This is a genomic window from Octadecabacter arcticus 238 (assembly GCF_000155735.2).
Classification (GTDB): domain Bacteria; phylum Pseudomonadota; class Alphaproteobacteria; order Rhodobacterales; family Rhodobacteraceae; genus Octadecabacter; species Octadecabacter arcticus.
Window position 1 is genome coordinate 2,980,470 of the sequence record NC_020908.1, and the last position, 15,250, is coordinate 2,995,719.

Consider the following 15,250-nt stretch of genomic DNA (forward strand, 5'->3'; position numbering starts at 1 on the left):
GTCGGTTTAGCGTAATAACTAGTAGATTCGATGACATCCCTCTGATCCCACACTGCGAGACTTAATTTATGCGACTAATGCCCCTATTCACTGCCATCGTCGTGTCGATCGCACTTTACGCCCTCGTGTTTGAGAGGGAATCGTTGCTGGCCTTTGCCCAAGTCGAGCCGGGCGTCGAAGAAACAATTGAAGACGACGTCACACTTAACCCGATCAGTGTCGTTGCCATGACATCACAAGCCGTCACCGTGGACAGCGCAGTTATCATGCGCGGGCGCACTGAAGCTGCGCGGCAAGTGACCGTCGCATCCGAAATCTCGGGCCTTGTGATATCCGAACCGATCCGCAAAGGCGCATTTGTCGACGCTGGCGATCTGCTGTGCCAACTTGACCCCGGAACACTTGCAGCGCAATTGGCCGAAGGCCGCGCGCGTCTGGCAGAGGCGCAAGGTCGCGTTCCCGAAGCCCAAGCAACGGTCCTTGAAGCCTCAGCCCGCGTCCGCGAAGCCGAAATTAACGTCAACGTCGCACGCCGCCTGTCTGAAGACGGTTTTGCGTCTGAAACCCGTCTGATCAGTGCCGAAGCCGCACTAGAAGCCGCCAATGCGGGCGTGCAACGCGCCTCTAGCGAAGTGATATCAGCGCAAGCGGGCATTGAGGGTGCGCAAGCCACCGTCGCGGCAGATGAACGTGAAATTGAACGTTTGAACATCACCGCGCCCTTTGCTGGTTTGCTTGAAAGTGACACCAGCGAACTTGGCTCGCTCATGCAGCCCGGCGCGCCCTGCGCCACCATTATCCAGTTGGACCCGATTAAACTTGTGGGATTCGTGCCGGAAGCCAGCATCAGCCAGATCTCGGTTGGTGCCATGGCCGGTGCGCGCTTGACAACGGGGCAAGAGGTCGTGGGCCAAGTGACGTTCCTGTCGCGCTCAGCAGATGAGCAGACCCGCACATTCCGCGTCGAAGTTCGGGTGCCGAACGCGGATCAGCGTATCGGTGACGGGCAAACGGCCGAAATTATCGTCGCCTCGGACGGGCGCATGGCGCATCTTTTGCCAGCCTCATCGTTGACGTTGGACAATGACGGCGCCATCGGCATCCGTGCAATCGTCACACAAGATGGCAGCGACATCGATATCGCGCGATTCATGCCCGTGGGCATCATGCGCGACACCATTGATGGCATCTGGGTCACAGGCCTGCCCGACACGGTGGTCGTGATTGTTGTCGGACAAGAATATGTGACAGACGGCGTGCCCGTCATTGCGACCATGCAGCAGGAGACTGACGGATGATCAAAATCGTCGACGTCGCCGCCGCACGTGCGCGCATGGTCATCGCCTTTATCATCCTGTCGCTTTTGGCGGGGGGATTCGCCTATTATGCCTTGCCGAAAGAGGGCGAACCGGACATCGAAATTCCGGTGATCTTTGTGTCCGTCCCCTTCCCCGGTATTTCAGCCGAAGATTCCGAAACGCTGCTGGTCCAGCCGATGGAATCGCAGTTGCGCGACCTTGACGGGTTGAAGACAATGACCGCGACAGCGGCCGAAAACTACGCAGGTGTTGCGCTGGAATTCGATTTCGGTTGGAACAAGACCGAAACCATGGCCGACATTCGCGACGCGATGAACACCGTCGAAAGCGAATTTCCGGATGGGGCCGATAATTATTCCATCAATGAAATCAACTTTTCCGAGTTCCCGATCATCATCGTCAACCTGACGGGCGACGTCCCCGAACGCACGCTTATCCAAGTGGCCGAGGATTTGCAGGAAACCGTCGAAGGCATCGAAGGTGTGCTTGAGGCACCGTTAACAGGCCAGCGCGCCGAGATGATTGAGGTCATCATTGATCCGCTCAAGCTGGAATCCTACAACGTCACGGCAAGTGAGCTGATCGACGTCGTCACCCAAAACAACTTACTGATCGCCGCCGGTGAAGTAGAGACAGCACAGGGGTCGTTCGCTGTCAAAATCCCGTCCAGTTTCGATGAACCGCGCGACATTTACTCCCTGCCCGTCAAGATCAACGGCGACCGCGTTATCACGCTGGGCGATCTTGCAGAAATCCGCCTGACGTTTGAGGACCGCGCAAGCACCGCGCGATTTAACGGGACGACGACAGTGGCGTTGCAGGTGGTCAAACGCCGTGGGTTCAATCTGATCGACACCGCACAAGAAGTCCGCGACGTGATCGACGCCGAAGTCGCGGCATGGCCGCAAGATTTGCGAGACGCCGTGCAAGTTGGCCTGTCCAACGACCAATCCCGCAACGTCAATTCCATGGTCCGCCAGCTTGAGGGCTCGGTTTTGACCGCCATCGCGCTGGTGATGATCGTGATCCTCGCAACCCTTGGCACGCGCCCAGCGCTGCTGGTCGGCTTTGCTATTCCGACATCGTTCCTGCTGTGCTTTGCATTCCTTGCGGTGATGGGCGTGACCATTTCAAACATCGTCATGTTCGGACTGATCCTTGCTGTGGGAATGTTGGTGGACGGGGCCATTGTGGTGGTCGAATTCGCCGACAAACGCATGCAGGAAGGCGCCGGCCCGATGGAGGCCTATACCGACGCCGCCAAACGGATGTTCTGGCCCATCGTGTCGTCAACCGCCACGACGCTCTGTGCGTTCCTGCCCATGCTGTTCTGGCCCGGTGTGCCGGGGCAATTCATGGGCATGCTGCCTGTGACAATCATCTTCGTTTTGTCCGCATCGCTGATCGTGGCGCTGATTTATCTGCCAGTCATGGGCGGCGTCACAGGGCGCATGTCGCGCGCCTTTGGCAACACGTCAGACGCTCTTAAGGCCCGCTTGCCGTGGTTCGTGAATGCCCTCTTGGTTCTGCCCGCGATCATGATCGTGTTCACCGGCGCAATGATGACATTAAACCCCGGCTATCTGACCGGTGAACAGTTCAACAATGGCGGATTTTTCGCCGCCCTGCCCGGGATGATCGTGTTCTTGTTGGGCGGCGTTGCCGTGTCGATCACTGTCGGTGCCGCCAAAATCGAACGCCCTGCAAAGCGTATCAAGGCGGGCTACCGCCGCACGATCTTTGGCCGTTTTATCCATTTCATCGCCGGCAACCCGATTATGCCCATCGTGTCTATCGTTGGCATAGTCTTCCTCGTCTATTCGACGTTCATCTTTTTTGGTGCTAACAACAACGGCGTCGAATTCTTCGTTGAAAACGAACCGGAACAGGCCATCGTTTACGTCCAAGCCCGCGGCAACCTGTCGATTGCGGAAAAAGACATCCTCGTGCGCCAAGTCGAAACCATCACCCTGCAAGAACCTGGTATCCAGTCGGTCTTTGCCTTTGCCGGAGAGGGTGGTTTGAACCAAAACACCTCCGGTGCAAGTGGTCCAAAAGATGCAATTGGACAGCTGCAAATCGAATTGGTTCCATGGGACGACCGCCCCGCATTCGCGCGCGCGAATGACATTGATTTGGCCACATTGGACGGTGATCTGGTGATCGCACGGCTGCAAACCGCCCTTGATACGATCCCCGGTATCCGCACTGAAATCCTAAACCTGTCGATGGGTCCGGGTTCGGCAAAACCGGTGCATCTGCGCCTGTCAGGTGGAAATTGGGATGAATTGCGCGTGGCCACCTCCCTCGCGCGGGACCAGTTCGACACAACGACCGGCCTGACCCTGATCGAGGACAGCCGCCCCCTGCCCGGCATTGATTGGGAAATCACTGTCGATGTGCAGAAAGCGGGCCGGTACGGCGCCAATGTCGCGGCAGTCGGTGGCATGGTGCAACTGGTGACACGGGGCATTTTGCTTGACACGATGCGGGTCGATACGTCGGACGAAGAAATCGAAATCCGCGTGCGCCTGCCCGAAGCCGACCGCGTGTTGTCCACCTTGGACAGCTTGCGCGTGCGCACGTCTTCAGGCCTCGTGCCGCTGTCCAATTTCATCACCCGCGCGCCTGTTCCCGAACTGGCCCAAATTGATCGGATTGATCAAAATCGCTACTTTGATGTGAAGGCCGATGTGGCACCAAACCTCACAAAATTCACAATTGGCGAAGGCGATGACCTGTCCGTCCTCGGCCTGTTCCGCGAACTCCAGGACAGCGACGCCGCGCCAGACGCCAACCGCACGATCATGACATCGGACGGCACAATCTTTGTGCTAGTCGACCTGATCGATGCGCCAAACGTCGCGGCTGTGCAAACTGCCATCACGGACGGCGACGCGCTTCCCGTGGCCGTCAATGGCAATGAACGCATCGCGACAATAACCCAGTGGCTCGACACCAACCCCTTCCCCACCTCCGTCAGCTTCGAGTGGACTGGCGATCAAGAAGACCAAGCCGAATCCGGTGCGTTCCTCGCCAAGGCCTTCGCGGGCGCACTGGGCTTGATGTTCATCATCCTGCTGGCACAATTCAACTCGGTCTATAACTCGGTGCTTGTGCTGTTGGCGGTAATCCTGTCCACAACGGGTGTGCTGATCGGTATGCTGGTCATGGATCAGGCGTTTTCGATCATCATGACAGGCACAGGGATCGTCGCCCTTGCGGGAATCGTGGTGAACAACAACATTGTTCTGATCGACACCTATCAAGAATACGAACGCTACATGCCCCGCACCGAGGCGATCACCCGCACAGCAGAAGACCGTATTCGCCCTGTGTTGCTGACCACCATCACCACGATGGCGGGCCTTGCGCCGATGATGTTCGGGCTTTCGCTGGACTTTATCGGTGGTGGCTATTCCATCGACAGCCCAACATCGCTGTGGTGGAAACAACTGGCCACGGCAGTGGTCTTTGGCCTTGGCATCGCGACCGTGCTGACGCTGGTGTTCACCCCGTCCATGCTGGCCCTGCGTGTCTGGGTCACGACCTACGCGCGCTGGGGTGCGCAGCTGCTGTCCAAACTGTCGATGGGCAATTCCAGCCGCGCCGCACAAGACTGGGCGCTGAGCCGCGAAGCCAAACTGGTAAAGGCACCAGAAATCATCTGGGACGATCCTGATGATGAGGTGCCGGTTCCTGTGATGGGACAAGCAGGCGCCCTCAAAGCGGCTGAGTGATGCCAGAGCCTACACAGGTTCTGGCATCACTCCCGCCGCGAACCCGCGCAGACCTGACCACCCGCAGCGATTCCGCGGGGCTGATGCATCTGGCAAAACATGCAAGCATCATCTTGGTGTTGGCGGGCTATGTTGCCACGGGCCTGCCGCTGTGGCGGGTTGCACTGCTGCCGCTTGGCATCGCGCTGGTGTTTTTGTTCACCTTATACCAATGGCCGAATTAAGTGACCCTTGCCCATTCTCGATCTGTGATTGAACTTATTCGCTCTGGGTCGTTCGCAAAGAAGTTCCAAGCTTGTGCACATTTGTCGAGTATTTCGTCATAGGTGTCGAAAACTGTGATTGCGAGTTTATTAGCTCGCAGATAAGCCCAGACGTTTTCCATGGGGTTCAGTTCGGGTGAATACGGTGGCAGCTTAACGAGCGTAATTTTATCTGGCACCTGCAAACATTTTGCGCCATGCCACCCCGCCCCATCAACAATCAGCAAGGCATGTGAGCCGGGTGCGACAGCTTTTGCGATCTCATCAAGATGCAGCCCCATAGCCTCGGCGTTGACGTAGGGCAGGACGAGACCTGCGGCGGTACCACGTGCGGGACAAGCGGCACCAAAGATATAACTCCATTTGAAGCGTATATCACGGGGTGCGCGCGGGCGAGTTCCACGCTTGGCCCATTTACGGGTGAGTGTCCCCTGTTGTCCAACGCGGGCTTCATCTTGGAACCATACTTCAAGAGGCTTCCCCTTTGCATGTTCTGGCAGAGTATCGTTTACGAGGCTCGCAAAGTTTTTTTAAAAGCCTGCTGCGCTTCGCGATCAGTTTTCGGATGCTCTGGACGCACAGACAGGCGGCGAAAGCCATGCTTGGTTAGATATTTCCCAATCGTACGCACATGCAGTTTCACGTCGAACTCCTCTTCAACACGAGCCTGCAAGTCGACACAACGCCATCGTACTACGCCATCTTTTACTGGGTCGGGCCCGGCCTCCACCCACGCCACAAATTGCGCCTGTTGCTTGGGCGACAACCGTGGTTTTGCCCCCTTGCCATTCCGATCCGATAACCCCTCAATGCCTTCTGCGTTAAAGCGATGCGCCCAATCCCGAAGTGTTTGTCGATCCATACCACTGCTGCGGGCAGCCGTTTCACGATCCACCCCATCAAGCACCAGCGCTATGGCCAGTAGTCGCCGTACAACCCGCCCATCCTTGGTTCGCTTTGCCGCACGGCGCAAATCTTTCGCAGACATATCCGTGCGCGTAATTTTTATGGCTCCACCCATGAGCACCTCCCAATCTATGGAGGTCATTGATTCAGAGTTTGCCAAAAATTAAAACCAAAAAAATGAGTCAGATATTATGGCCACTGGTATTACAGCACGAATGCACCCATCAAACGCCGTTCCGTTCGGTCTGGCTGAATGAACTTGTCGGCCACATCTGCGCTGTCATGATCGCGCAACCGTTCCTGTGGTTTCGCACGTTCCACTTGGCGCATCACCGCCACACCAACGACCCGCACAAAGACCCAAAACTGGCTAGCGATTCAAAGCCGGACTCTTGGTCCGCATTCGCATGGCATCTGGGCACCTTGGGATATTGGGCGTCAAAGCTGCGCACGCTGCGCGAAAACGCCCGCGGATCGTTCGATCAGACCACGTGTCGCCCCGCGCCCATACACGCCTAAAAACCGAAAGCCGCCTGTTGATCGCGCTTTACGCCGCGGGGACAGTTTTCACCCTGACCGTCAGTCCGATCCTGATCTGGATCTGGGCCTTGCCGCTGGCGCTCGGATTTCCGGTCCTTCGTCTGTATCTTTTGGCCGAGCACGGACGCTGCCCGCAGGTCGCCAATATGTTCGAAAACTCGCGCACGACACTGACGAACAAAGTAGTCAAACTGCTCGCGTGGAACATGCCCTATCACGCCGAACACCACGCCTATCCAAACGTGCCGTTCCACAATTTACCAGATGCCCACGCGGTCACGGCACCCCACTTGGAGGTCATTGCGGATGGCTACGTGGCCTTCACGAAAACCTATACCTTGCCGTTAAAATAACGACACGGCGGTTACGCCGCCTTTTCATCCTGCTGCTGGCGATGCCAAAGCTGCGCATAGCGCCCATCTGCGGCGATCAATGCATCATGGGTGCCCTGCTCAACGATCACACCTTCCTCAAGCACGACAATCCGGTCTGCATCCGAAATAGTGCTCAGGCGGTGCGCAATCGTCAGAACCGTGCGGCCTTGGCCCATCGCCTTAAGCTCGGTCTGGATTTCGCCCTCTGTCTCAGTGTCCAACGCGCTTGTCGCTTCATCAAGGATCAAGATCGGCGGGTCCTTGAGCAACGTGCGCGCAATGCCGACGCGTTGCTTTTCGCCACCCGATAACTTCAAACCACGTTCACCGACTGTCGTTTCATACCCGTCGGGCAGGCTTTCAATGAAGGTGTGGATTTTCGCCGCTTTCGCCGCGGCTTTGATGTCGTCAAAACTGGCCCCGTCCCGTCCATAGGCGATGTTGTAGCGGATCGTGTCGTTGAAAAGGACCGTATCCTGCGGCACGACACCGATTTGGTCATGCAGGCTTTCCTGCGTCACATCACGAATGTCTTGGCCGTCAATCCGGATCGCCCCTTCGCCCACATCATAGAACCGGAACAAGAGCCGCGCGATGGTGGATTTGCCAGACCCCGATGACCCGACAATCGCCACGGTCTGTCCCGCTAGAACAGACAAATCGACGCCCTTCAAAATGGGTCGCGCCGCGTCGTAGCCAAAGAACACCCCGTCAAAGACCACTTCACCGCCTTGGACCTTTAGAACCTTGGCGTCCGGTTTGTCATTCACCTCCGCCGGTTGCCCGAGCAACGTAAACATATCGCCCATGTCGATCAATGCTTGGCGGATTTCGCGGTAAACCGTGCCCAAAAAGTTCAGCGGCATGGTGATTTGGATCATGTAGGCGTTGACCATCACGAAATCACCAACCGTCAACGCGCCGTTCTGCACACCGATTGCGGCCATGACCATCACCACAACCAATCCGCCGGTGATCAGCACCGATTGCCCGAAATTCAGAAACGCCAGCGAATAGGACGTTTTCAACGCGGCGGCGACGTATTGCTCCATCGCCCCATCGTAGCGATTTGCCTCGCGCTCCTCGGCGCCAAAATATTTGACGGTCTCGAAATTCAGTAGGCTATCAATCGCCTTTTGGTTCGCGTCAGTGTCTTGATCGTTCATCTCTTTGCGGATTTTCACCCGCCATTCGGTGACGGTAAATGTGAACCAGATATAAAGCGAAATGGTACCCACAACGACAGCCAAGTACCAGACATCAAACAAGAAAAATAGAATGATTGCGATCATGATCAGCTCAAGGATCAGCGGGCCAATGCTGAACAACAAAAACCGCAGCAGGAAATCAACGCCTTTGACACCGCGTTCAATGATCCGGCTCAAACCGCCGGTTTTGCGCGTGATGTGATAGCGCAAGGACAGGCGGTGAATGTGGGTAAATGTCTCAAGCGCGAGCGCGCGCAATGCCCGTTGCCCGACTTTGGCGAAGATCACATCGCGCAATTGCTGGAACCCGACGTTCATCAGGCGCACAAATCCATAGGCCACCGTCAGTCCAACCGCGCCAATCGCCAGCATCGACGCCGATCCCTCGCCCGCCAGCGCATCAACCGCGCCTTTGTACAAAATCGGCGTTCCAACGGCAATCAGTTTGGCGAAAAACAGCACCGCCATGGCCGCCACGACGCGCCGTTTCACCCACAGTTCATCTTCCGGCCAAAGGTACGGGATCACACGCTTGATCACGTTCCAGCCTTCCACTTTGGTATTGTCGAGGTTCGCGGAAGTTTTGGTCGCGCGGCGCATAGTCGTTTCCAATCTGAACTGAAGTGTTTACCTAGTGTGCCTGTGTCAGATTAACCAGACTTGAGGCGCATCATCGCCAACATGCGTGCCTTATCACCCCCATCACGCGGATCGCAAATCGCTGCCGCCAGTCCTTGCAGCGATGCAATATTATGGCCTGCGCGAAAGCTGGTGACATGGGGCATCATGGCGCGAATTCCATGGGCCTTGGGTGCGAAGTTTTCCCAACGCATCAGCGGGTTGAGCCAGATCAGCTGTCGCGCAGACAGGTTCAGCCGTTCCATCGCCTTGGCCAAATCACCTGTGGCGTCGCGATCCAGCCCATCAGTGATCAACAAAACGCAGGCACCCTGCCCCAGCACACGGCGCGACCAGTCGCGGTTAAAGGCCGCAATGCAGGCCCCGATCCGCGTCCCGCCTTCCCAATCTTGCGCCTGCGCCCCGGCTGCGGCAAGTGCGGCATCAACGTCACGGGTGCGCAAATGGCGGGTGATGTTGGTCAATTGGGTACCGAATGTGAACCCATGGACGCTGCCCCATTGGTCGCCCTTTTGATTGGCAATTGAATGGACAAAATGCAGCACCGCACGGCTGTAGGCCGACATTGATCCCGAAATATCGCACAGAACGACCAAATTGGGCGCGCGCGTTCGCCTTGTCTTCATCGCAAACCCGCGGATTTCACCACCCCAGCGGTTGGCGATCCGCAGCGTTTGGCGCCAGTCGGGACTGCGCCCAGCGCCCGCTTTCATGCGCCGCGACACCAACGGATCTATCGGCAACGTCAGCGTCGACAAGATGCGCTTGGCTAGCGTCATTTCATCGCCGCTCATTTGTTCAAAATCCAACGTGCGCAGGCGTTCTTGTGCTGAAACGGTCTGTGACGCATCAATGTCGATTTCTGTTGCGTCGTCTTGTGGTGCGTCCTTCGCCGGTGCCTCGACCCCGTCTAACAACGCCTCAGCCGCGCGTTTTTCGGCCGCTTTGGCGTGGCGGTCTTCTTGCACGCCGCGCACCATCGGCGTGATCAGCGACATCATATGATCAACGTATTTCGGATCGCGCCAGAACAACCGGAACGTCTGGGCGAACACCGCGCGGTGATCGGGGCGGCTGACAAAACAAGCCTGCAACGTGTAGAAAAAATCTGCCCGATCCGTAAACCCCGCAACCCTGACGGCCGCAACTGCATCCAGCACACGGCCCGGTCCAATCGGCAATCCCGCCTTGCGCAACGCCCGTGCGAAATGCGTGATGTTATGGCCGAGTTTGCCATCTTCGGGCAGATCAAGGCGCGGCAGGTCCATCACGTTTGTCCAATTGGGGCGCTGCCCCCGGCCTGTCGGCCTCCCCCGGGATATTTACGAGACAAAGGCAAATTATAGATCATCAAGATCAGCCCGCGCCGCGTCTAAAATGCGTTTTGCCTCGGAGCCTTGCAGCGCTTGAATGTCGTCTTGGTATTTCAATATTGCACCCAAGGTGTCGCTGATGACCTCTGGCGACAGGGCGATCACGTCCAGCGCCAGCAGGCATTTCGCCAAATCAATTGTCTCTGCGACACCGGGTTTTTTGAACAGGTCTTCGCGGCGCAATGCTTGGACAAACGCGACAACTTCGCGTGAGAGGGCCTGTTGTGCTTGCGGCGCGCGGGTGGCTAGAATCTCCATCTCGCGATCAAAATCGGGGTAGTCGACCCAGTGATACAAGCAGCGGCGTTTCAGCGCATCATGCACCTCGCGGGTGCGGTTGGATGTCAGGATCACGATGGGCGGCTCTGGCGCTTTGATCGTGCCAAGTTCGGGAATCGTGACTTGGAACTCCGATAACGCCTCAAGCAGATAAGCCTCAAACGGCTCATCAGTGCGGTCGACTTCGTCGATCAACAACACGGGCGCACCGCCGGGCTGGGGGCGCATGGCCTGCAGCAGCGGGCGTTCGATTAGATAATCCTCTGTAAACAGTTCAGCCTTTAGGGCTGTGCGATCCGCGCCACCGACGGCTTCGGCGGTGCGAATGGCGATCATCTGTTCGGCAAAATTCCATTCATATACCGCAGACGCCGCATCCAGACCCTCATAGCATTGCAACCGGATCAGGCGGCGGTCAAGGGAGGCGGCTATGGCTTTGGCGATCTCGGTCTTGCCTGTCCCCGCTTCGCCCTCCAGAAACAACTGGCGGCCCAATCGCTGCGACAAAAACACCACCGTCGCCAGCGAACGGCCACAAATATATCCCTGCGCTGCTAGGTCTGTCTGCACATCGTCAATGGTTTGCATCAATCGGCCCCTTTGTTTCCATAAGCTGCACGCAAATGCGCTTGCGTCAAGGCGCGCATTGTTCGCGCGGTTCAGGCAGGTTAGGTTAAAACTTGAGCATCATGGAGGTCGGAAATGAATGAGTCGTCAGCAATTCAAACGGGTCACGGACCTGATTTGGCTGCGTTTGAATGGTCAGACGCCCTGCGCCTTGAGGATCAGTTGAGCGAAGACGAACGCATGCTGCGCGACGCAGCTGCGACATTCGCCCAAACCACGCTGCAACCCAAAGTGCGCGACGCCTACCGCGAAGAAGTCACTGACGCTGGCATTTTCCGCCAGATGGGTGATGCAGGTTTGCTTGGTCTAACCATCCCCGAAGAATACGGCGGGCTGGGCGCGGGGTATGTCACCTACGGGTTGGTCGCGCGCGAAATCGAACGCGTCGATTCTGGCTATCGCTCAATGATGTCGGTGCAAAGCTCGCTCGTGATGTATCCGATCCACGCCTACGGGTCCGAGGCGCAACGCAAAAAATTCCTCCCCGGATTGGCCAGTGGTGAGTTGATCGGCTGCTTTGGCCTGACGGAACCAGACGCAGGATCCGACCCTGCAGGCATGAAGACCCGCGCGGTAAAAACCCCGACAGGGTACAAGATCAGCGGTGCAAAGATGTGGATTTCCAACGCGCCGATTGCCGATGTCTTCGTGGTTTGGGCCAAATCAGACGAACACGGCGGCAAAATCCGTGGCTTTATTCTTGAAAAAGGTATGACAGGCCTCACTGCGCCGAAAATCGGCGGCAAGCTGTCCCTGCGCGCCTCGGTAACGGGGGAGGTCGTGATGGACGGCGTTGAGGTTGGCGAAGACGCGTTGTTGCCAAACGTCCAAGGCCTGAAGGGGCCGTTTGGCTGTTTGAACCGCGCCCGCTATGGCATTGCCTGGGGCGTGATTGGGGCCGCAGAATTTTGCTGGCACGCGGCGTTGCGCTACGGACTTGATCGCAAGCAGTTCGGCAAACCGCTGGCGCAAACGCAGCTTTTTCAAAAGAAGCTCGCGGATATGCAGACAGAAATCACCCTTGGCTTGCAGTCTGCGCTGCAACTGGGCCGCTTGATGGACGCGGGCAAAGCCGCGCCTGCGATGATTTCCATGATGAAACGCAACAACTGCGGCAAGGCACTGGATATTGCGCGCGCATCCCGCGACATGCACGGCGGCAACGGCATATCGGATGAATTTCACATCATGCGTCACATGGTAAACCTTGAAACCGTCAACACCTATGAGGGCACCCATGACGTACACGCCCTGATCCTTGGTCGCGCCCAGACTGGATTGCAGGCGTTCTTCTGATGATTTTTTTGTGGATCAGGGCACAAACGCCTTACCGGCTGCCTATTTATGCCGCAATGCGCCACTAAATCTGCCAACTGTGAGTGGGATCACACCTTGGATATGGATATAAGATGAAAGATACCGCTGCCGCATTTACCTATGATCTAGGCGACCTTGACCATTCTGCCTGGATGGAACGTGTCGAAGAAACCGCCGAAGAATTCGGACATGCCGAGTCTATTGGGCCGGACTATATGGCCCTGCTCATCGATGCTGGCCGCACGTTGCTGGTCAGCTTTGAGACCGTCGCATCTGTACGAAAACACAATGATGACGATGCGCCAATCGGTTGGGAATTCGTGCAAAGTCATGGCTGGTCAAGCCTGACACTGATGGCAAATGCGCAACCCGATTGGTTCCGCCATCCTGCAATGTTTGAGTATTTCGACCGGATGATCGACGACGGGTTCTTTGATGATTTCGATCAGGTGTTGTTTTACGGTGCGGGTGCCGCAGGTTACGCCGCCGCCGCCTATAGCGTCGCCGCTCCGGAAGCGCAGGTTTTGATCATTCAACCACAAGCAACACTGCGTCCAAGCTTGGCCCGTTGGGACCGCCGTCACCTCGAGGCGCGGCGCTTGGATTTTACGACCCGCTTTGGCTATGCGCCGATGATGGTTGAAACAGCCGAAAAGGTCACAGTTGTTCACGATCCATCCGTGATTGAGGACGCCATGCACGCATCATTGTTTACCGGTGACAACATCACGCATCTGTCCTGCTCCTATCTGGGACCAAACGCAGATCTCGCGTTGATTGCAATGGATGTGATGCCAGACATGATCGAACAGGCGATGGACGGCACACTAACGGCCACCAGCTTCGCGAGCCTGTGGCGCGCACGGCAAACGTTTTCACCCTACCTGCGGACTTTGTTTCGTCGTTTGAATGGTCAAGACCGCCACGAACGGCTCTTGGCGCGCCTGTATCGCCACGTCGGGGCAAACGGCAAATGGCCGATGTTCTACAAAAAGCTGAAAGAACTCGAGGCAAAAGGCATCACCCTTTAACCTACCTATACTCCTGCGCCTGAATTGACCTGACGATTTTGGGCCTGCGATTCACTTCGTCGCATGGCCAAAGGCGGTTCAGTCTGTATTTTGAGTTTATGAGCAAGCAATACAAAACAGTCTCCTTATCCGACGAGCAGCGCATAGCACTTGAAGCGCTTTGCCGCCGCCGCAAAGTTGACGCCCTTGTTTGGAAACGGGCGCGCGCGTTTTTTCTTTTGGACGCAGGAGAAGACGCCGGAACGGTTTGCCGGATTTTGGATATTGGCCCGACAGTTTTGACGGAGTGGCGATTTGCCTTTGCCGGTGCGGGACTATCGTTTTTCGGTCTGAAGGACTACAGCCAGCGTCAGGGTCATTTGTCCGTCGTGCAAGAGCAGGCGGTGAGAGCCCATTTCACCGCGCAGCCTGCCCGCAATGCCGATGAGGTCTGTGCCTATGTTCTAGCCGAGTGCGACCAAAACTACAGCACGTCGGGAGCCGCCAAGCTGATGCGCCGCCTGGGGTTCGCGTATAAGAAACCACAATTACTGCCTGCACAGGCCGATGAAGCCAAGCAGGCTGCGTTTATTGCCAAATATGAGGCCCTGATGAACGGGTTGGCCGCAGATGAGATGGTTGTCTTTTCGGACGCTGTCCACCCCGAACACCAGAGCCGCCCCGCCCATGGTTGGTTCCCCAAGGGACAAAAGACGGCCCTGAAGGCGACATCAGGGCGCAAGCGGCTCAACATTCAGGGCGCGCTTGACCTTGAGACTTTCCAGTTCACCTTTGTGGAAGGCGAGAAGATCAATGCCCAGACAACCCGACAGATGCTGGAAAAGTTGGAACGCAACAACCAAACCAAGACGGCCATCCACGTCTTTGTCGACAATGCCCGCTATCATCATGCCAAGATACTACAGCCATGGCTGGACAGCCCAGAACGTCGGGTGAAGTTGCATTTCTTGCCAGCATATGCCCCGCACCTCAACCCGATCGAGCGTCTTTGGGGTGTTATGCACAAATGGGTCACCCACAATCGGCACTATGCAACGTTCAACCAATTCACAGAGGCCATTTTCGACTTCTTCCGCAAGACCCTGCCAGAAAAATGGCCAGAGTTCCGCGACACCGTCACCGACAACTTCCGCGTCATATCGCTCAAGGAATACAAAGTGATTTGAGGGGAAAACCTCAGGTCAATTCAGGCGCGGGAGTATACCTAACTACCACACTGATTTAGCCGCAACTATATCAGCTGCGACGATCCTCGATTCTACGCTGTCCCCAGCGCAGCAAACGCGCGCCGAAATAGCCCAACGCGCCACCCACCGCGAGGCCAAGTGGCGATCCGGTGTCGAGCACATTACACACCACGCCCACAATGATCATCGCGATCATGAACGCCAGCGCACGCACTTCGTTTTCTTGCACCTCAACGTGTTGAGCCATGGATTTGGCAGCACGACGTGCCAGCGGATCTTCAACCATCGGCGTCACAGCGCCCGCGGCTATGGCAATCAAAAAACCAAACATTCAAATATCCTCTTTATTGCTTCATCTGGCTTACGCAACCTCGCCCCCGCTTGGCAAGGGCAGACAGGCCATGGCCAGAGCCTAAGCTGGGGCTCAAACCCTCTGGTCAGCACGAG

The 15,250-nt window shown here is 56.8% G+C and carries 13 protein-coding genes; 8 read left to right on the top strand and 5 right to left on the bottom strand.

Translation table 11 applies throughout. The features are described 5' to 3' along the window. Nucleotides 1-68 precede the first annotated feature (68 nt). Genes OA238_RS15405 through OA238_RS15415 form a run of 3 tightly spaced genes read left to right on the top strand, consistent with a single transcriptional unit; the run spans nucleotide 69 to nucleotide 5,283 of the window. Nucleotides 69-1,298, top strand: a complete 1,230-nt coding sequence (locus tag OA238_RS15405) for an efflux RND transporter periplasmic adaptor subunit (protein ID WP_015495880.1) — start codon at nucleotides 69-71, stop codon at nucleotides 1,296-1,298. Further along, the gene (locus OA238_RS15410) at nucleotides 1,295-5,059 is read left to right on the top strand and encodes an efflux RND transporter permease subunit (protein WP_015495881.1); all 3,765 of its coding nucleotides are present in this window, start codon (nucleotides 1,295-1,297) and stop codon (nucleotides 5,057-5,059) included. The genes OA238_RS15405 and OA238_RS15410 overlap by 4 nt, the downstream gene beginning before the upstream one ends. Next, the gene (locus OA238_RS15415; protein WP_044036956.1) at nucleotides 5,059-5,283 is read left to right on the top strand and encodes a hypothetical protein; all 225 of its coding nucleotides are present in this window, start codon (nucleotides 5,059-5,061) and stop codon (nucleotides 5,281-5,283) included. Before OA238_RS15410 ends, OA238_RS15415 begins: the two co-directional genes overlap by 1 nt. Here OA238_RS15415 and OA238_RS30345 read toward each other — a convergent pair. Then, a protein-coding gene (locus tag OA238_RS30345) for an IS630 family transposase (RefSeq protein WP_085982740.1) occupies nucleotides 5,280-6,343 on the bottom strand; the annotation gives its coding sequence in 2 pieces (ribosomal slippage) (nucleotides 5,280-5,854 and nucleotides 5,854-6,343; 1,065 coding nt in all). The genes OA238_RS15415 and OA238_RS30345 overlap by 4 nt on opposite strands. Before the next feature lie 62 nt (nucleotides 6,344-6,405). Between OA238_RS30345 and OA238_RS35105 the strand changes: the two genes are divergently transcribed. Further along, the gene (locus tag OA238_RS35105) at nucleotides 6,406-6,747 is read left to right on the top strand and encodes a fatty acid desaturase (RefSeq protein WP_144055913.1); all 342 of its coding nucleotides are present in this window, start codon (nucleotides 6,406-6,408) and stop codon (nucleotides 6,745-6,747) included. Continuing rightward, entirely contained in the window at nucleotides 6,630-7,121 is a 492-nt protein-coding gene (locus OA238_RS15430) for a fatty acid desaturase (protein ID WP_420806498.1), read from the top strand. Before OA238_RS35105 ends, OA238_RS15430 begins: the two co-directional genes overlap by 118 nt. An 11-nt stretch (nucleotides 7,122-7,132) precedes the next feature. Here OA238_RS15430 and OA238_RS15435 read toward each other — a convergent pair whose 3' ends face one another. The 3 genes from OA238_RS15435 to OA238_RS15445 all read right to left on the bottom strand — a co-directional run bounded on the left by OA238_RS15435 (nucleotide 7,133) and on the right by OA238_RS15445 (nucleotide 11,229). Next, nucleotides 7,133-8,950, bottom strand: a complete 1,818-nt coding sequence (locus OA238_RS15435) for an ABCB family ABC transporter ATP-binding protein/permease (RefSeq protein ID WP_015495883.1) — start codon at nucleotides 8,948-8,950, stop codon at nucleotides 7,133-7,135. 50 nt (nucleotides 8,951-9,000) lie between these two features. Continuing rightward, nucleotides 9,001-10,257, bottom strand: coding sequence for a vWA domain-containing protein (locus OA238_RS15440; protein WP_015495884.1), 1,257 nt, complete (start codon nucleotides 10,255-10,257; stop codon nucleotides 9,001-9,003). A gap of 72 nt (nucleotides 10,258-10,329) precedes the next feature. Continuing rightward, entirely contained in the window at nucleotides 10,330-11,229 is a 900-nt protein-coding gene (locus OA238_RS15445) for an AAA family ATPase (RefSeq protein ID WP_015495885.1), read from the bottom strand. Between the two features lie 114 nt (nucleotides 11,230-11,343). On the opposite strand from OA238_RS15445, the gene OA238_RS15450 reads away from it, so the two are divergent. The 3 genes from OA238_RS15450 (at nucleotide 11,344) to OA238_RS15460 (ending at nucleotide 14,782) form a co-directional block, all read left to right on the top strand. After that, complete coding sequence (locus OA238_RS15450) at nucleotides 11,344-12,564, top strand: acyl-CoA dehydrogenase (protein WP_015495886.1); 1,221 nt, start codon at nucleotides 11,344-11,346, stop codon at nucleotides 12,562-12,564. 113 nt (nucleotides 12,565-12,677) lie between these two features. Then, entirely contained in the window at nucleotides 12,678-13,616 is a 939-nt protein-coding gene (locus tag OA238_RS15455; RefSeq protein ID WP_015495887.1) for a hypothetical protein, read from the top strand. A gap of 98 nt (nucleotides 13,617-13,714) precedes the next feature. Then, nucleotides 13,715-14,782: an IS630 family transposase gene (locus OA238_RS15460; RefSeq protein ID WP_015493952.1), complete on the top strand. Its 1,068-nt coding sequence runs from the start codon at nucleotides 13,715-13,717 to the stop codon at nucleotides 14,780-14,782. A gap of 70 nt (nucleotides 14,783-14,852) precedes the next feature. On the opposite strand, the gene OA238_RS15465 is transcribed toward OA238_RS15460, so the two are convergent. Further along, nucleotides 14,853-15,134 (bottom strand): hypothetical protein, encoded by a 282-nt coding sequence (locus OA238_RS15465; protein WP_015495888.1) that lies wholly within the window; start codon nucleotides 15,132-15,134, stop codon nucleotides 14,853-14,855. Nucleotides 15,135-15,250: the final 116 nt, after the last annotated feature.